The sequence below is a fragment of the Pseudonocardia alaniniphila genome, assembly GCF_022524485.1.
GTDB classification, from domain to species: Bacteria; Actinomycetota; Actinomycetes; order Mycobacteriales; family Pseudonocardiaceae; genus Pseudonocardia; species Pseudonocardia alaniniphila.
Genome location: NZ_JAKXMK010000002.1, coordinates 371,158 through 388,626 on the forward strand (window position 1 = coordinate 371,158; position 17,469 = coordinate 388,626).

The following is a 17,469-nucleotide window of genomic DNA, read 5'->3' on the forward strand; positions in this document are numbered from 1 at the left end:
GAGGTCGCCGATGAGCGATGCGGCCGGTCGACCTGAGGGGGGTTTCACCGGCCTGGTCGGCCGTGACGCGGAGCTGGACGCCATTCGCTCGTTCCTGTCCGCGGTGGCTGTCGACGGGCGCGCTCTCCTGCTGGTCGGTGACGAGGGCCTCGGCAAGACGACGTTGCTCGACGTCGCAGCGGAGATGGCGTCGGCGGCGGGCATGCGGGTACTGCGTGCCGCCGGTGTGCAGTTCGAGGCCGACGTGAGCTTCTCCGGGCTCCACCAGACGCTGCTCCCGCTCCTCGACGGGCTCGTCCTGATCGACCCCGAGCACCGCGAAGCACTGTCCGTGGCGATGGGGTCGGGGGACGGCCCGTCCCCGGAGCGGTTCGTGGTGGTCGACGCAACACTCTCGCTGCTGCGCGCGGCGGCCGCTGCACAACCGGTCGTCGTGGTGATCGACGACCTGCAGTGGCTCGACCGCGTGAGCGCGTCCGTGCTCGGGTCCGTCGCCCGGCGCCTCGCCGGCAGCCGGATCGGGATCCTGGCCGCCTCGCGACCGGACGGCGGGGGCTTCATGGAGCTCGCGGGCCTCCCCGCCCTCCGGCTCGACCCGCTCGTCGACGATGCGGCCATCGACCTCGTGGCGCGCCGGTTCCCCGTGCTGGACCAGCGTCTGCGGCGCAGGGTCCTCAGCGAGGCGCAGGGGAACCCGCTCGCGCTGCTGGAGCTGCCGACGGCACTGGCCGGCACCAGGCGCGCCTCGGTGCCAGGGCTGCCGTCGTTCCTGCCGCTCACCCGCCGCCTCCAGTCGCTGTTCGGGGCGCGGGTGTCGGATCTTCCGTCGGCCGGCCGCGAGGCGTTGCTCCTCGCGGCGCTGGACGGAACGGACGATCTCCGGACCCTGCGTGCGGCGGTCGGGCTCCGCGCGGAGGGCGACCCGCTGGTGCACGCCGTACGCGCCCGGCTGGTGTGGGTCGACGAGCACCGCGGGTATCTGTCGTTCCGGCACCCGCTGATCCGCTCCGCAGTGGTCGAGCTCTCCTCCGACGAGGAGCGCCGACGCGCCCACCGGACGCTCGCCCTCGTGCTCGCCGACCAGCCGGACCGGCGGACCTGGCATCTGGCCCAGGCGGCGATCGAGCCCGACGAGCACGTGGCGAGCCTGCTCGAAGAGGTGGCCCACCGGGTATTGCGTCGCGGTGACGGCACCGGCGCCGTGTCGGCGCTGACGCGCGCCGCGGACCTCAGCCCGGCCCGGCCCGACCGTGCGCGGCGGCTGGCCGAGGCGGCGTTCATCGGTGCCGATCTGCGAGGGGAGTCGGGCAATGCGTCGCAGTGGCTCCTCGACGCGCGCCAGGCCGACCCGGAGGTCGGCAACTCGTTGCACGCGGCCTCGGCCGCGGCGTTCCTGCTCACCATCGGCGAGAGCGACGTCGACACCGCGCACCGGGTGCTCGCCGGCGCGATCGAGACCGGGTCCCATCACTACGACGCCCGCGACCCCGCACTGATCGCAGCGTTGCACACCCTCGTGCTCATGACCTGGTTCGGCGATCGGCCCGAGCTGTGGCGTCCTGTCCACTCCGCGCTCGAACGGCTCACGCCGGAGGTGCCCGAGATCCTGGCTGTGCAGAGCGAGACCATGCCTGACCCGGCGCGGATGGACATCCGCGTCCTGGACCGGCTGGACATTCTCATCGCAGGCCTCGCCGACGAGCTCGACCCGATCGCCATTTCGCGCATCGGGATCGCCGCGATCTCCGCCGACCGTCTGTCGGACTGCCGGGAGGCGTTCTGGCGGGTGGTGCGGCTCGGCCGCGAAGGCAGCTTCTCCCGGCGCTACGCCGGGTGCCTGATGATGCTCGGCTACGACTACTTCTCCGTCGGCGAGTGGGAACGGGTCGACGAGCTCGTCGAGGAAGGCCTCATGGCGTGCACGGGCCCGGAGGCCGAGTTCTTCATGTGGTGCTTCGTCGCCAGCAAGGCGATCCTCGCCGCCGTGCGCGGAGACACCGACACCGCACGGTCCCTGGCGGATCGTGTGACCCGAGTGGCTCCGCGCGGGGTCTTCAGGGCCCGGGGCATCGCCGAGTACGCGCGTCTGCTCGCCGCGCTCGGTGACGGCGACGCCGAGGCCGCCTACCTCCACGCCACCACGATCAGCCCGGCGGGCACCCTCGCGTCCCACGCGCCCATCGCGTTGTGGGTGTGCCTCGACCTCGTGGAGTCCGCGGTCCGCACCGGGCGCCACGACGAGGCGGCCGCGCACGTGGCCGCCCTTCAGGAGGCCGGTATCGCGAGGATCTCACCCCGGCTCGCCATGCTCTCGGGCGCTGCGGCGGCAACCGTCGCCGACGGGGACGCAGCGGTCAAGCCGTTCGAGGAGGCACTCGCCGCCGGTGCCGGCCGGTGGCCGTTCGAGGAGGCGCGGGTGCAGCTCCTCTACGGCGAGAGCCGCAGGCGGGCGCGGGCGACCGTGGAGGCGCAGCCGCTTCTCGAGGCGGCGGCGTGCACCTTCGAACGCCTCGGCGCGCGTCCCTGGGCGGCGCGCGCGAGGAGGGAGCTGCGCGCGACCGGCTATCACGTGCCGCGCCACCTCGACTCCGATCCGTCGCCGCTCACGCCACAGGAGCGGGAGATCGCGGATCTCGCGGCGTCGGGGCTGAGCAACAAGCAGATCGCGGCACGGCTCTTCCTCTCCCACCGCACGGTGGGCGCCCACCTGTACCGGATCTACCCCAAGCTCGGCATCAGCTCGCGCGCCGCGCTGCGTGACGCACTCGACGCGTTGGACGTGGGCACGTGACCGGCGCGGCAGCTCACGCGCTCGCGGCCGGCTCCGACGCGGCCCATTCGCCATAGGACGTGAAGGACTGCAGCGCGAGCCGGGTGCGGAAGCTGCGCTCCCCGCCGCTCACGGGATCGGTGAAGTCCAGCGTGGCGGAGAGCAGTTGCAGCGGGCGGCTGAAGTCGTCGAGGGACTTCTCGGTGAGCACGGGGTAGAAGTCGTCGCCGAGGATCGGCAGCCCGAGACCGCTCATGTGCAGCCGCAGCTGATGGGTACGGCCGGTGTGCGGGGTGAGGCGGTAGCGGCCGAGCCGCCGGCCGTCGGGGCCCTCGCGGTGTTCCAGCAGTTCGATCAGCGTCTCGGCGTTGACCGGGCCCGGCTCCTCACGCGCGCAGATGATGCCCCGTTCCTTCACGATCCTGCTGCGCACGGTGCGGGGGAGGGTCAGCTGCGGGTCGTACGGTGCGATGGCCTCGTAGGTCTTGCGGACCAGCCGGTCCCGGAACAGCGTCTGGTAGGCGCCGCGCCGCTCCGGGCGCACCACGAACATGAGCAGTCCGGCGGTCACGCGGTCCAGCCGGTGCGCCGGGCTGAGAGTGGGCAGGCCGAGCTCACGGCGCAACCGCACGAGCGCGGTCTCCACGATGTGCTGTCCGCGCGGGATCGTGGCGAGGAAGTGCGGCTTGTCGATCACCACCAGGTCCTCGTCGTGGTGCACGGTGCGGATCTCGAACGGCACCGGCACCTCGGTGGGCAGGTCCCGGTGGAACCAGAGGAACGACTCGGGGACGAAGGGCGCGTCCGGTGCGATCGGACCGCTGAGGTCGACGATCCGCTGCTCGCGCAGCATGCTGTCGATGCGGGCGGGGTCGACGCGGGGCAGTCGTTCCACGAGGTGGTCGCGCATCGTCGTCCAGGACCCCACGGCAGGCGTCCGCAGCCGCACGGCGTCGAGACCGTGCCGTTGCGGAAGAGGGGACCGGAGCTTTCGCCGCATCGTCCGAGACTACGGGGCGGGTCGTGATCCGGATCGGGGGTCAGATCTCGGCGCGGATCCGCGTGATGATCTGCGCCGTGCGGTCCGGCGGGTCGACCTGCGCGCAGAGCCGATCCATGACGGCGGTGTAGCGCTCGACGTCGGGCCGCTTGTCGAGGTAGAGCGCACTCGAGAGCTGCTCGATGTAGACGACGTCGGGCAGGTCGGGCTCCGGGAACCGCAGGAGGGAGAACGAACCGCCCGCGGCGGCGTGCCCGCCGTAGCTGAAGGGCACGATCTGCAGGGAGACGTTCGGCAGCTCGCTCATCTCGATCAGGTGTGTGAGCTGCGCGCGGCTGAGCTCGGGTCCGCCGAGCGGGCGCCGCAGCGCCGCCTCGTCGATCACCGCCCACAGCGTCGGAGCGGCCACCGCGGTGAGCAGCTCCTGGCGCCGCATCCGCAGCTCGACGCGGCGCTCGACCTCCGCCGCGTCGGTGTGCCCGAGCCGGGTGACGGCTCGGGCGTAATCGGCGGTCTGCAGCAGCCCGGGAACGAACTGCAGCTCGTAGGTTCGGATCACCGATGCGGCCTGCTCCAGGCCGATGTAGGTCTCGAACCAGGTGGGCAGCAGGTCGGCGTAGCGGTGCCACCAGCCCGGCGCGTTGGCCTGCCGGGCCAGTGCGAGGAACTGGGCACGTTCCTCGCCCTCGCCGACGCCGTAGAGGGTGAGCAGGTCGGCGACGTCGCGCTCCTTGAACCCGACGCGCCCGAGCTCGAGCCTGCTGATCTTCGCGGGGGAGGCGCGGATGGCCTCGCCCGCGGCCTCGCGGGTGACGCCGGCGGCCTCGCGCCTGCGGCGCAGCTCACCCCCGAGGCCGATCCGCAACACGGTGGGTCCGCCGCCCGCGCCCCGGATGATGCTGGTCGGGCGCACGACGTTCCCGGTGCCTCCGGGCATGGCGCCCCCGTCGTCGGTGGTGGCGTGGTTGCCGAGCTTGTCATCGGGCGTGACGCCGTCGGCTCCGCCGTCCTCGGGCCCGATCTTGTCGGGCAGCACGTTCACAGCCGCCGCGCGATCGCCGCGGCGCGCGTCGCAACGCCTGTGGTGGGCGCGTACACGCCTGATGCTTGAGTCGTCGCCACACCGGTCATCGCCGTACGCGCTCCCCCCGGAGTACCGCTCACTCGCCCGCGCAGATTGATGAGAGCTAACACTGTGCCCAGCCCGTGTCGTTCCGACAAGCGGGTGTATGGCATCCGAGGTGCGCTCATCCTGCGAGATCGTCGAACTCTCCGCGGTGAACACCCTCGAGGAAGGCTGCGATCTCGGCCCGAGTGTAGATCAGTACCGGGCCGTGGGGCTCCCGGGAGTTTCGCACCGCCACCGTCCCATCGGAGAGTTCGGCCAGCTCAACGCAGTTGCCGCTAGGGTTGCTCACCGAACTCTTACGCCAGGTCACTCTGAGGTACTTTACCTGCACGTGCAGATGGTTGTGCAGGAGTACTTGCGGATGCAAGGCTTTGCGGAGAAGATCGTATACGGGGACACCACCCAACTGGGTGACATCCGGAGTACGGCGAGCGGGGGGAAGCCATGAGTTACTCCTGGGGTGCAGGGCGAAGCGCGACCCGGCTGAACGATCGCGGGAGGCCCCTGCTCGAGGCCGTACCCGCGATGCCGATCCGGGTGGCGGACATCCGCCCCGTCCCGCCCCGCGACGATCGTGCGGGCTCCCCGAGCGGTGAGCACCGGAGGGTCGCCGACGAGCTCGCCCCGATGGTGGAGGTCTGGCAGCGCCTGCTCGCGGAGCACGTGCCGGATGCGGCCGGGCGCTGCCGCACGTGCACCAAGGGCGGCACCGGCCTGCCGTCCATGCCGTGGCCCTGCTCGATCCACGGGATCGCGGACATGGCCCGGCGGGTGCACGACGGGGACGAGTCCGCTGCCATCGGGCCGGACCGGCTGTCGTCGTAGTGTCGCGGAACCCCGTTTCCTCGGCACCAGCTGTCCGCCAGGCCCCACCTGCTTAGGCTTCCCGCCCCGGTCGCCACCGCTGGTGGCGCGTGCCCGCCGTCGTGCTGCGGATGAGCTCCAGGCGCGGCCGAGGATCATCGGTCCGGCCGGCGCGGGGCTTGCGGCTACCCGCGGCGAACGGCTTCGGCCACGACACGGCCGGTCCCGCGTACCCCTGATCGGCTGCGGCGTGCAAGGTCCAGTGCGGGTCGTAGAGGTGGGGCCTGCCGATGGCGCACAGGTCGGCGCGCCCGGCCAGGAGGATCGAGTTGACGTCGTCCCACGAGGAGATCGCACCCACCGCGATCACCGCCACGCCGAGCTCGCGACCGACCTCGTTGCGGATCCGGTCGGCGAAGGGTGTCTGGTAGCTGCGTCCGAACGCGGGCTGCTCCTCGGACACGACCTGCCCGGTCGACACGTCGATGCCGGCGGCCCCGTGCTCGGCGAACGTCCGGGCGATCACCACGGCGTCGTCGACGTCGATCCCGCCGTCGTACCAGTCGGTGGCAGAGATCCGCACGGTCATGGGCCGCTCCGCGGGCCACGCCGCGCGCACGGCGTCGAACACCTCGAGCGGGAAGCGCAGGCGACCCTCGAGGTCCCCGCCGTAGCGGTCGGTGCGGGTGTTGGACAGCGGTGAGAGGAACGACGACAGCAGGTAGCCGTGGGCGCAGTGCAGCTCCAGCACGTCGAACCCGGCACGCGCGGCGGCTCGGGTGGCGACCACGAACTGCTCGCGGATGGCGGTCAGTTCGTCCGTGCCGAGCTCCCGCGGCACGGCGTTGGCGGGGGAGTAGGGGATCGGCGACGGCGCGACGATCTCCCAGTTGCCCTCGGGCAACGGCTCGTCGATCCCCTCCCACATGAGCTTCGTGGAGCCCTTACGTCCGGAGTGGCCGATCTGCACCCCGATCTTGGCGTCGCTCTCGGTGTGCACGAAGTCGACCACCCTGGTCCAGACGGCCTCCTGTTCGGGCGTGTAGAGCCCCGTGCATCCGGGGGAGATCCGGCCTTCGGGACTGACGCACACCATCTCGGTCATCACCAGTCCGGCACCGCCCATGGCCTTGCTGCCCAGGTGCACGAGGTGGAAGTCGCCGGGCAGCCCGTCGTCGGCGCGGTACATGTCCATGGCGGAGACGACCACCCGGTTGCGCAGCGGCAGGTTCCCGAGCCGGAACGGCTGGAACATCGGCGGCGCCGGGTTCTCCTCGCCCGCGAACCAGCGCTCGGTGGCGGCCACGAACTCGGGATCGCGCACGCGCAGGTTGTCGTGGGTGACCCGGCGGCTACGGGTGACGATGTTGAACGCGAACTGCGTGGGGTGCTGGTGCACGTAGTGGCCGATGTCCTCGAACCACTCGCGGCTCGCCTGGGCGGCTCGCTGGGTGGAGAGCACCACCGGCCGCCGCTCCTCCTCGTAGGCCGAGAGCGCGGTGTCGAGGTCGGGCTGCTCGTGCAGGCAGGCCACCAGAGCGAGGGCGTCCTCCATGGCGAGCTTGGTGCCCGAGCCGATGGAGAAGTGGGCGGTGTGCGCGGCGTCGCCGAGCAGCACGACGTTGCCCTCGCGCCAGGTGGTGGTGGTGACGGTGGGGAAGGCGAGCCAACGCGAGTTGTTGCCCGAGAGCTTCGCGTCGCCGAGCAGATCGGCGTAGAGGTCCGCGATGGCGGCGATGGAAGCGGTGTCGTTCTCGCCCGGGGCGAGGTTTCGCGCCGCGATGTCGCCGAACGCCCGCTCCCAGACGTCCTCGTGCATCTCGACGATCACGGTGCTGGCGTCGCTGCTGTAGGGGTAGCCGTGCAGCTGCACGACCCCGGCCCCGATCTCCCGGACGTCGAACGTGAAGGCCTCGAGCACGTGGTCGGTGCCCAGCCACATGTACCGGCTGCGCCCCGTGCTGACCGCGCCGCCGAAGTCTCCCGCCGCGCGGACGGCGGAGTTGGCGCCGTCGCTCGCGATCACCAGGTCGTGCGAGGTGCGCAGCGTGGCGAGTGGAGGTGCCGGCGTGCGGAAGTGCACCGCGGCGCCCACCTCGGCGCAGCGCTCCTGCAGGATCGCGAGGAGCTCCTTGCGGCTCATCGCCGAGAACCCGTGGCCGCCCGAGGTGGTGACCGTGCCGCGGAAGTGGACGTCGATGTCGTCCCACCGCGCGGCGTGCCGCTGCATCGCCGCGAACACGGCGGGGTCGGCGTGCTCGATGCCGCCCAGCGTCTCGTCGGAGAACACGACGCCGAACCCGAACGTGTCGTCCGCGGCGTTGCGCTCCCACACCGTCACGTCGTGGCTCGGGTCGAGCTGCTTCGCGAGCGCTGCGAAGTACAGCCCGCCGGGGCCGCCGCCCACCACCGCGATCCGCATGTGCCTACCGTCCCCCAGCTTCGTCGGGAGTTGTCTCTCGTGTTGCAGCGCGATCGCGGAGCACGAAGCGCTGGAGCTTGCCGGTGCTGGTGCGCGGAAGCTCGGGCAGGAACCGCACGATCCGCGGGTACTTGTAGGGAGCGATCACCTGCTTGGCGAAGTCCTGCAGCGCCAGCGGGTCGGGGGCGGCACCGGTGCGCAGCACCACGTAGGCCGTGACGACCGCGCCGCGCTGCTCGTCCGGCGTGCCGACCACCGCGCAGTCGACGACGTCGGGGTGCGCCAGCAGCGCCTGCTCCACCTCCGGGCCGGAGATGTTGTAGCCGGAGGAGACGATCATGTCGTCGCTGCGGGCGAGGTAGGTGAAGTAGCCGTCGGCGTCGCGGACGAACGTGTCGCCGGTGTGGTTCCAGCCGTGCCGGACGTAGTTCTGCTGGCGGTCGCCGTCGAGGTAACGGCAGCCGGTGGGGCCCTGCACGGCGAGGTGGCCTGGCGTGCCGTCGGGCACGGGGTTGCCGTCGTCGTCGAGGACGGCCGCCCGGTAGCCGGGTACGGCCCGGCCGGTACAGCCGGGACGGATGTCGTCGTCGGCGGCGGAGATGAAGACGTGCAGCATCTCGGTGGAGCCGATCCCGTCGATGATCCGCAGGCCGGTGGCGTTGTAAACCGCGTGCCAGACCGACGCCGGCAGCGCCTCGCCCGCGGAGATCGCGCGGCGCAGGCCCGCGAGCCGGTCGAGCCGGCCGCCCGCGAGTATCGCCCGGTACGCCGTGGGTGCGGTGAAGAGCACGGTGGCGCCCTCCGCGGCGACGGCGTCCGCGAGCTGGTCGGGCGTGACGCGGTCGAGCAGCACCGTGCTTGCCCCGGCGTGCATGGGGAACACCAGGAGCCCGCCGAGGCCGAACGTGAACGCGACGGGCGGCGTGCCGAGGACGACGTCGGTCGGCTGCATGTGCAGGACGTGGCGGGAGAACGTGTCGGCGATCGCGAGGATGTCGCGGTGGACGTGCATCGTGGCCTTCGGGCGGCCGGTGGTGCCCGAGGTGAAGGCGAGCAGGGCCACGTCGTCGGCTGCCGTGTCGACGGCGACGAAGTCGGTGGCCTTCTCTGCGCTGCGGCGCGTGAGCTCGGCGTCGCCTGCGTAGTCCATGGTGGGCAGGTCCGCGGGCAGCGCCTCGGTGTAGGCGTGGTGGCACAGCGCCAGTGACGGCCGGGCGAGCTCGCAGATCGCGGTGATCTCGCCCGCGCGCAGCATCGGCATCGTGCTCACGGCGACGCCACCGGCGAGCAGCACCCCGAGCCAGCACGCCACCAGCCACGGCTCGTTCGGTCCGCGCAGCAGCACGCGGTTGCCCGGGACGAGGCCCATGTCCTCGGTGAGTACGGCGGCGATCCGGGCGGCTCGGCCGCGCAGCTGTCCGTACGTCCACTCCTCGCCGGAGCCCCGGACGCACGGCCGGTCGTCGGGGGCCGCCGTGGCCAGGACCTGCGCGGCGTTGAGCCGGTGGGGGTACCGCAGCTCCGGCAGGTCGAAGCGCAGCTGCGGCCACTGCTCACGGGGTGGGAGGTGATCCCGGCAGAAGAGGTCGATGTGGGAACTGGGCGGGCGGGTCTCGCCGGTCTGGTCACTGCGGGCGTCGACACTGCGGGACACGGTCACGGACGCCACCTCCTCCCCGGTGGGATCGAGTATGGCGAGGACGTGACGAGAGTCAAGTAAACAGCACGTACCGGTGGGCCGATATCGTGGGCCCGTGACCGCCGTCGACCGTGCGCCTCTGGTCGGAGGCGTCCTGCAGCCCCGACAGCTGATCGTCACGCTCTACGGGCTCTACGCCCGCGACGACGACGGCCGGCTCTCGGTGGCGGCTCTCGTGCGGCTGCTGGCCGGGCTGGGGGTGGAGGAGCCCGCGGTGCGCTCGTCGATCTCGCGGCTCAAGCGCCGGGGTCTGCTCGCGCCCGACCGTCGCGACGGCGCCGCCGGGTACGTGCTCACGCCCGCGGCGCAGCAGATCCTCGTCGACGGCGACGCGCGGATCTTCGGACGGCGGCGCGCCACCGAGAGCGACGGCTGGGTGCTCGTGGTGTTCTCGGTGCCGGAGTCGGAGCGGGAGAAGCGCCACGCGCTCCGCTCGCAGCTGGCCCGGCTGGGGTTCGGCACCGCGGCCCCGGGGGTCTGGATCGCGCCCGGTCACCTGGCCGACGAGGTGATCGACGTGTTGCGCAGGCTCGGTCTCGACGGTTATGTCCAGCTGTTTCGCGGCGAGCACCTCGCGTTCGGGGACCTGCCCGCCACCGTGCGTGAGTGGTGGGATCTCGACGGCTTGTGTGATCTCTACGCCGCTTTCCTCGAGCGGCACGGTCCGGTGCGGGAGCGGTGGTCGCAGCGGCGTTCGCCCGACCCTGCGGCGGCCTTCGCCGACTACGTGCGTCTCGTCACCGACTGGCGGCGGCTGCCGTATGCCGACCCGGGGCTGCCGCTGCACCTGCTGCCGCCTGACTGGAACGGCGTGCGGGCCGCGGAGCTGTTCGCGGAGCTCGCGCGGCTCCTGGCCGAGCCGGCGCGAGCGCACGTCCGGGAGCTGATCGTGGGGCGGTGACGGCTCACGATCGCGCCGGGGTGGGGGCGAGCAGTGCCTGTCGCACCGCGCCGACCAGCCAGATCATGGTGAACGGGATGACCGTGAGGTTCTTGGCGGCGAGCAGGACCGCCCAGTAGAGCGGCCCGACCGGCGTCAGGGCGGGGACGAGGCGCTCGGGCACGACGTCGGCGAGCACGAAGAGCAGTGCGATCAGCACGGCCTGGAGCACCAGGCTCCGCGGGTGTCGCGCCGAGAACGCCCGCAGCCGCCGTCCGGCCTCGGCCGCACCGATGGGCCCGATGGCCGGCTCCTGCTGGATGGCGAACCGGAGGGCCAGGGCGATCAATGCGACGCGCGCCGCCAGGGTGGTCAGCTCGAGCGTGACGCCCAGGACGGGGTCGCGCGCGCTCATCTGCCCCGTGAACCGTTCCACGGCGGGGACCGCCGAGAGCGCCATGACCATGACCAGATGGCGACGGAAGAAGTCCAGAGCCCAGCGGGGCACGGCGGTGGCGATGCGAAGTTCGTTTAGCATGCTAAAAGGTATAGCATGCTAAAGTAATATCGGTCCAGAGTCCGAATTGCCGGAGGGCGAACGACGATGAGCGAGATCCCCGACCCCGCCGAGTGGGGCCGGCGGCTGAGCACGGCCGTGGTGATGTTCCACGAGGCGGTCGGCACCCGCCTCGGTCTCAGCGCGGCCGACCAGCGGGCGCTGGCCCTGGTGACCGGCGAGGCACCGATGACGGCGGGCCGGTTGGCGCAGCTGACCGGGCTGACTCCCGGCGCGGTCACCGGGCTCGTCGACCGGCTGGAGCGCGCCGGTCACGTGCGACGCAGCCCCGATCCCGCCGACCGCAGGCGTGTCCTCGTCGTCCCTGTGCGCGGGCGCCGGGCCGATCCCGGCGACGCCTTCGCCGAGCTCGGCCGCGACATGGCGGGCTTCATGGCGAAGTACGACGAGCACGAGCTCGCGGTGATCGCCGACTACGTGCGGAACACGATCGACGTGCTGGAGCGCCAGACGCGCCGACTCGGAGAAGGGGGCTCCGCCTGATGTGACGGGCGGAGCTCAGTTCTCGACGGGCATCACCGCGGTGCCCTGCAGCTCCACCAGCGCCTCGGCGTCCCACAGCCGGGCGACACCGATGCCCGCCATCGCGGGGTACCGCGCGCCGACGAGGCGCCGCCACACCGTGCCGATCTCGCGGGCGTGTTCGCGGTAGCCGTCCATGTCGACGATGTAGATCGTCAGCTGGGCCAGGTGCTCGGGACCGCCGCCCGCGGCACGCAATGCGATGAGCAGGTTCTCGAGGGCGCGCTCGAACTGCGCCACCAGCCCGCCGGGGACGATGTGCCCCTCGGCGTCCATCCCGGTCTGGCCTGCGAGGAACACCGTGCGTCCGGTCGCCACCACGGCGTGCGCGAACCCCGAGGGCCGGGCCAGCTCCGGCGGGTCGACGCGCTCGATCACGACGGCCCTGCTCCGGCCACGCCGACGACTGTCCTGCTCACGCTTGCTCCGCTCATGACTGTTGCGCTCACGACTGCCCTGCCTGCGGCCGCGCTGTTCACGACTGCCCTGTTCACGACTGCACGGCCCCGCCGTCGACGTTGATGCCCTGCCCGGTGATCGCCGCGCTCGCCACGCACAGCAGCACGGCGTCGGCCACCTCGTCCGGGGTGATCAGCCTGCCGATCGGCTGCCGGCCTTCGAGCCACTTGCGCGCCTGCTCCGTTGTACGGCCCGTGATCGAGCTGATCGACGCGGTGGTGACCTCGGTCATCGGCGTGTCGACGAAGCCCGGGCACACCGCGTTGACCGTGACGCCGGTGGTGGCGAGCTCCGCGGCCGCGGCTCGGACGAGTCCGAGCAGTCCGTGCTTGCTCGCCGTGTACGCGGCGATATAGGGCTCGCCGTGCCTGGCCGCCATCGACGCGATGGCCACCACGCGGCCGAACCCCTGCTCGACCATGCCGGGCACCGCCCGGCGCAGCATCCGGAACGGCGCCGTGAGGTTGAGGTCGAGCATCCGCTGCCAGTCGGCGTCGGTGGTGCGCCGCAACGGGGCGGACCCTCCGGCGCCTGCGCTGAGGACGAGCACCTCCACCGGTCCCCACGCCCGTTCCACGTCGGCGAACGCGCACTCGATGGCGTCGGGGTCGGTGACGTCGGCCGGCACGATCAGCGACGGGCCCGGCAGCTGCGCGGCCAAGACCTCCAGCTCGCCCGCGCTGCGCGAGGTGAGTGCCACCCGGTGGCCGGCGGCCGATAGTCGCTTCGCGACCGCTGCTCCGATCCCCCGACCGGCTCCGGTCACCAGGCAGCGGCGCGCGTCGTCCACCTGTCGAGCTTGTCAAGCGGCGATGACGGCCGTCAACATCGCAGCATGCGGATCGACGAGTTCACCGACATCAAATATGTGGTCGAAGACGACAACCACGCTGTGATCACGATCGACCGGCAGGAGCGGATGAACTCCTTCCGCGGCCGCACGGTCGACGAGCTGATCTCCGCGTTCAAGCATGCCTGGGCCGACCGCCGCGTCGCAGCCGTCATCCTCACGGCCGGCGGTGACCGCGCGTTCTGCACCGGCGGCGACGTCAAGGAGCGCGCGGAGACCGGCGGCTACGGCGAGACCGAGTGGGGGACCTTCGAGATCGAACGGCTGCACCGGATCATCCGCGACATCCCCAAGCCGGTGATCGCGGCCGTCAACGGGATCGCGATCGGCGGCGGTCACGTCCTGCACGTGCTCTGCGATCTCACCGTGGCCGCGGAGCACGCGACCTTCGCGCAGGCCGGACCGCGGGTCGGCTCCTTCGACGCCGGGTTCGGATCCGCCTACCTCGCCCGTGTCGTGGGGGAGAAGCGGGCGCGGCAGATCTGGTTCCTGCTCGACCGCTACGACGCCGCCACCGCGGAGCGCTGGGGCCTGGTCAACGAGGTCGTCCCGGCCGCTGACCTGCTCGACACGGCACGGGCATGGGCGCGCAAGATCGGCTCGTACTCACCCACCGCGCTCAAGTTCCTCAAGCACTCGTTCAATGCCGACACCGACCACATCAGCGGCATCTCCCACCTCGCCTTCGACGGGCTCGAGGAGTACGCCCACGGCGACGAGGGCATGGAGGGGGCGCGGGCGTTCGCCGAGAAGCGGCCGCCGGACTTCTCCCGTTTCCGCTGATCATGGTTCCTGGAATGCATGACCGGTCGAGCTAGACTTTCCCTGACGTCGCGAAACGGCTTTCCGGGGAAGGAACGATGAGCGACCAGGAACACCGGCTAGAAGCCGATTTCGTGGTGGTCGGCGCAGGCACCGCCGGATGCGTCATTGCCGCACGATTGTCGGAAAATCCCGACAATCGGGTGGTGTTGCTGGAAGCCGGACCGGTCGACGGGCCCGAGATGATGGCGATCCCGTCCGCTTTTGCCGCGTTGTCCGGCACCACGGTCGACTGGGCCTTTCGCAGTGAACCGCAGTCCGCATTGGACGGAGCTGTCCTGGCCTACCCCCGAGGTCGTGTCCTGGGCGGGTCGAGCAGCATCAACGCGATGGCCCACATTCGTGCGCACCGGTCGAGCTACGACGACTGGGTGCGGGCCGGGGCCAGTGGCTGGGGTTACGACGACCTGCTGCCCTACTTCCGCCGCAGCGAACGCACCGACGGCCCGAACAGCCGGTGGCGCGGCGTCGACGGGCCGATGCAGGTCGCGGTGTCGGCTCAGACCGGCCCGTTCACGCTCGCCCTCCGCGACGCTGTCGTGGGAGCCGGAATCCCGTTCTCGAACGACCTCAACGGCCCCGACGCGGAGGGCGCGGGATGGCTGGAGAGGAACATCGTCGACGGTGTCCGTCAGTCGGCCGCCGACGCCTATATCCGACCGGTACTGGCGGATCGCCCGAATCTCACGGTGATCGCAGGCGCCCTGGCCCGTCGGCTTCTCGTATCCGGGGAACGGTGTCGTGGAGTGGAATACTCGGCGGGCCGCCAGATGTACCGCGTGGAGGCCGGCCGTGAGGTGATCGTCTCGGCGGGAGCGATCGGATCACCGCACCTTCTGCTGCTTTCCGGTATCGGGCCGGAGGCCGATCTGCGCGGCCACCGCATACCGGTGGTCGTCGACCTTCCCGGGGTCGGGGACAACCTGCAGGACCACGCGATCGCCGACGTCGTCTACTCGGCCACGAAGCCGCTCGTGCACGACGGCGATGTGGAACGCAGCCTGACCGTGATGATGCGCAGCGATGCGGACATCGGATATCCGGACGTCCAGTTGTTGTGCTGGACCTTCCCGTCCTGTCCACCGACGGTGCGACCACCGGAACTGGGCTACACCCTGGGCGTCGTCGTGGGCCGTCCGAGGAGTCGCGGGCGGATCAGGCTCGCATCCGACCAGGCCGACACCCCACCGTTGATCGACCCCCGGTTCCTCAGCGATCCCCACGACGTCCAGGTGCTCCTCACAGGGCTCCGCAGGGCACGGGAGATCGGTAGTGCTGCCGAGCTCGACGAATGGCGCGACACGGAGTTCCGGCCGGGCCCGGACGTCCGCGAGCCCGAGCAGTGGCAGGAGTACCTCTGCGACGACACGCACAGTGCCCGGCACCCCGCAGGAACCTGCCGGATCGGTGACGACGACGGCGCCGTGGTCGACACCGTGCTGCGCGTCCGAGGTATCAGCGGTCTGCGCGTCGCCGATGCGTCGGTCATGCCGTCGATGGTGGGCGCGAACATCAACGCCACCGTGCTGGCCATCGCCGAGCGCGCAGCGGAGCTGATCGGGTCCGCGGCCGGCTGACGCGTGAGGGTGCGGTCCGGGCTGCCGAGCGCACGCGTTGCGGGCATCAGATGATGATTCCGGCACGCAGTCGATCGACGAGGAGAGCGCATGGGCACGGCCGAGGTCGCCGGGCAGCGGACCGACGTGGAGACCTGGTGGCGCGACGCCGTGGTGTACCAGCTCTACATTCGCAGCTTCGCCGACGGGAACGGAGACGGGATCGGTGACATCGCCGGTATCCGCGCCCGGCTCGGGCATCTGCGTGATCTCGGCGTCGATGCGGTGTGGATCAACCCCTGGTACCCCTCGCCCATGGCCGACGGCGGGTACGACGTGGCCGACTACCGCGCCGTGGAGCCGATGTTCGGCACCGGTGAGGAGGCGGCGGCGCTGGTGGACGAGGCGCACGCGCTCGGGCTGCGGGTGATCCTCGACATCGTTCCGAACCACAGCTCCGACCAGCACGCCTGGTTCCGGGAGGCGCTCGCGGCCGCCCCCGGTTCCCCGGAGCGCAGCCGCTACCACTTCCGGCCCGGCCGGGGCCCGGGTGGCGACGAGCCGCCCAACGACTGGCGCAGTGTCTTCGGCGGCCCGGCGTGGAGCAGGGTGACGGACGACGGCAGGCCGGGGGAGTGGTACCTGCACCTCTTCGACGCGGCCCAGCCCGACTTCAACTGGAGCGACCCGCGGGTGCAGGAGGAGTTCGAGTCGATCCTGCGGTTCTGGTTCGACCGGGGCGTGGACGGGTTCCGCATCGACGTGGCGCACGGGCTGGTCAAGTCGGACGGGCTGCCCGACCTGGGCCTCGACGAGCAGACCATGCTCGGCCCGGTCGAGCGCAGCGATCACCCGCACTGGGACCGCGACGGCGTGCACGACATCTTCCGCGCGTGGCGCCGTGTCGCCGACTCCTACGCGCAGCCGCGGGTCTTCGTCGGCGAGGCGTGGGTCGACTCGCCCGAGCGGCTCGCGCGCTACCTGCGGTCCGACGAGCTGCACACCGCGTTCAACTTCGACTTCCTGCGCGCCCCGTGGGAAGCACCTGCCCTGCGCCAGGCCATCGACCACTCGCTCGACACGGTGGCCGCGGTGGGCGCGGCCGCGACCTGGGTGCTGTCCAACCACGACGTCGTCCGGCACGTCTCCCGGTTGGGTCGCCCGGCCACCAACGGCGCGGGGCACTCCCTCACCGATCTCGCGCCTGCCCCGGCCTTCGATCGGGAGCTCGGCAGGCGCCGGGCCAGGGCCGCAGCCCTGCTGATGTTCGCGCTGCCGGGCGGTGCCTACGTCTACCAGGGCGACGAGCTGGGGTTGTGGGAGGTGGAGGACCTGCCCGACGAGGTGCTGCAGGACCCCACGTGGACGCGCTCCGGGCACACCGACCGTGGCCGTGACGGCTGCCGCGTGCCATTGCCCTGGTCCGGCACCACGCCCCCGTTCGGTTTCAGCCCGGCGGGAGCGCACGCCGCGCCCTGGCTGCCCCAGCCCGCGGACTTCGCCGCCGTCACGGTGGAGGCGCAGGTGGACGACCCGGAGTCGATGCTCAGCCTGTACCGGGCGGCGCTGGCGCTGCGGCACGAGCACCCGGCTCTGGGCGACGGGCCGTTCACGTGGCTGCCGAGCGAGCCCGGCGTGCTCGCGTTCGCCCGCGGCGCGGGCTTCGCCTGTGTGGTGAACCTGTCGGACGGTCCGGCGCAGCTCCCGGCCGGGGCGAGGGTGCTGCTCGGGAGCGGCCCCGATGCCGGGGACGGGATGGTGCCGCCGGACGCGGCGGTCTGGCTCGCCGTCTGAGGGGTTCGCCCGGCGACCCGGCTCCCGGGTCGCCGGGCCAGCAGCTATCGGGGGGTGGGGACGGTGATCGTCTCCGTTTTGCCCGTGCTCGCCTTCATCTCGGCGATGGTGGCCTGCAGAGGGTCGCGGTCGCCTGTGCTGTTCTCCCAGAGCATCCAGGGCCGGGTACCACCCTGGTAGGCCGC

Annotated in this window: 15 protein-coding genes; 7 read left to right on the forward strand and 8 right to left on the reverse strand. The window is 71.7% G+C overall.

Annotation, left to right across the window (positions count from 1 at the left end):
- Positions 1-10: 10 nt before the first annotated feature.
- Positions 11-2,791: an ATP-binding protein gene (locus MMF94_RS02810; protein WP_241034449.1), complete on the forward strand. Its 2,781-nt coding sequence runs from the start codon at positions 11-13 to the stop codon at positions 2,789-2,791.
- Positions 2,792-2,804: 13 nt separating this feature from the next.
- Here MMF94_RS02810 and MMF94_RS02815 read toward each other — a convergent pair whose 3' ends face one another.
- From MMF94_RS02815 to MMF94_RS02825, 3 genes are all read right to left on the reverse strand, one after another.
- On the reverse strand, positions 2,805-3,770 hold the full coding sequence (locus MMF94_RS02815) for a pseudouridine synthase (protein WP_241034450.1): 966 nt from the start codon (positions 3,768-3,770) through the stop codon (positions 2,805-2,807).
- 40 nt (positions 3,771-3,810) lie between these two features.
- Complete coding sequence (locus MMF94_RS02820; RefSeq protein WP_241034652.1) at positions 3,811-4,707, reverse strand: helix-turn-helix domain-containing protein; 897 nt, start codon at positions 4,705-4,707, stop codon at positions 3,811-3,813.
- 310 nt (positions 4,708-5,017) lie between these two features.
- The gene (locus MMF94_RS02825; RefSeq protein WP_420852409.1) at positions 5,018-5,230 is read right to left on the reverse strand and encodes a DUF397 domain-containing protein; all 213 of its coding nucleotides are present in this window, start codon (positions 5,228-5,230) and stop codon (positions 5,018-5,020) included.
- 194 nt (positions 5,231-5,424) lie between these two features.
- Here MMF94_RS02825 and MMF94_RS02830 point away from each other — a divergent pair, with 194 nt between their 5' ends.
- Positions 5,425-5,724: a hypothetical protein gene (locus MMF94_RS02830; protein WP_241034451.1), complete on the forward strand. Its 300-nt coding sequence runs from the start codon at positions 5,425-5,427 to the stop codon at positions 5,722-5,724.
- Between the two features lie 52 nt (positions 5,725-5,776).
- On the opposite strand, the gene MMF94_RS02835 is transcribed toward MMF94_RS02830, so the two are convergent.
- Both MMF94_RS02835 and MMF94_RS02840 read right to left on the reverse strand, forming a co-directional pair.
- Entirely contained in the window at positions 5,777-8,125 is a 2,349-nt protein-coding gene (locus MMF94_RS02835; RefSeq protein ID WP_241034452.1) for a bifunctional salicylyl-CoA 5-hydroxylase/oxidoreductase, read from the reverse strand.
- 4 nt (positions 8,126-8,129) lie between these two features.
- A complete protein-coding gene (locus tag MMF94_RS02840; RefSeq protein ID WP_241034453.1) occupies positions 8,130-9,785 on the reverse strand; it encodes an AMP-binding protein in 1,656 nt (551 codons plus the stop codon).
- Positions 9,786-9,879: 94 nt separating this feature from the next.
- Between MMF94_RS02840 and MMF94_RS02845 the strand changes: the two genes are divergently transcribed.
- A complete protein-coding gene (locus tag MMF94_RS02845) occupies positions 9,880-10,725 on the forward strand; it encodes a PaaX family transcriptional regulator (protein WP_241034454.1) in 846 nt (281 codons plus the stop codon).
- 4 nt (positions 10,726-10,729) lie between these two features.
- Here MMF94_RS02845 and MMF94_RS02850 read toward each other — a convergent pair whose 3' ends face one another.
- Entirely contained in the window at positions 10,730-11,242 is a 513-nt protein-coding gene (locus MMF94_RS02850; protein WP_241034455.1) for a hypothetical protein, read from the reverse strand.
- 66 nt (positions 11,243-11,308) lie between these two features.
- On the opposite strand from MMF94_RS02850, the gene MMF94_RS02855 reads away from it, so the two are divergent.
- On the forward strand, positions 11,309-11,764 hold the full coding sequence (locus MMF94_RS02855) for a MarR family winged helix-turn-helix transcriptional regulator (RefSeq protein WP_241034456.1): 456 nt from the start codon (positions 11,309-11,311) through the stop codon (positions 11,762-11,764).
- A gap of 15 nt (positions 11,765-11,779) precedes the next feature.
- On the opposite strand, the gene MMF94_RS02860 is transcribed toward MMF94_RS02855, so the two are convergent.
- Together MMF94_RS02860 and MMF94_RS02865 are read right to left on the reverse strand one after the other, a co-directional pair.
- On the reverse strand, positions 11,780-12,178 hold the full coding sequence (locus tag MMF94_RS02860; RefSeq protein ID WP_241034654.1) for a RidA family protein: 399 nt from the start codon (positions 12,176-12,178) through the stop codon (positions 11,780-11,782).
- Positions 12,179-12,293: 115 nt separating this feature from the next.
- A complete protein-coding gene (locus MMF94_RS02865) occupies positions 12,294-13,052 on the reverse strand; it encodes an SDR family NAD(P)-dependent oxidoreductase (protein WP_241034457.1) in 759 nt (252 codons plus the stop codon).
- A 45-nt stretch (positions 13,053-13,097) separates the two neighbouring features.
- Between MMF94_RS02865 and MMF94_RS02870 the strand changes: the two genes are divergently transcribed.
- From MMF94_RS02870 to MMF94_RS02880, 3 genes are all read left to right on the forward strand, one after another.
- Positions 13,098-13,895 (forward strand): enoyl-CoA hydratase-related protein, encoded by a 798-nt coding sequence (locus MMF94_RS02870; RefSeq protein ID WP_241034458.1) that lies wholly within the window; start codon positions 13,098-13,100, stop codon positions 13,893-13,895.
- Between the two features lie 77 nt (positions 13,896-13,972).
- A complete protein-coding gene (locus MMF94_RS02875; RefSeq protein WP_241034459.1) occupies positions 13,973-15,511 on the forward strand; it encodes a GMC family oxidoreductase in 1,539 nt (512 codons plus the stop codon).
- Positions 15,512-15,601: 90 nt separating this feature from the next.
- Positions 15,602-17,284, forward strand: a complete 1,683-nt coding sequence (locus MMF94_RS02880; protein ID WP_241034460.1) for a glycoside hydrolase family 13 protein — start codon at positions 15,602-15,604, stop codon at positions 17,282-17,284.
- The last annotated feature ends 185 nt before the right edge of the window (positions 17,285-17,469 follow it).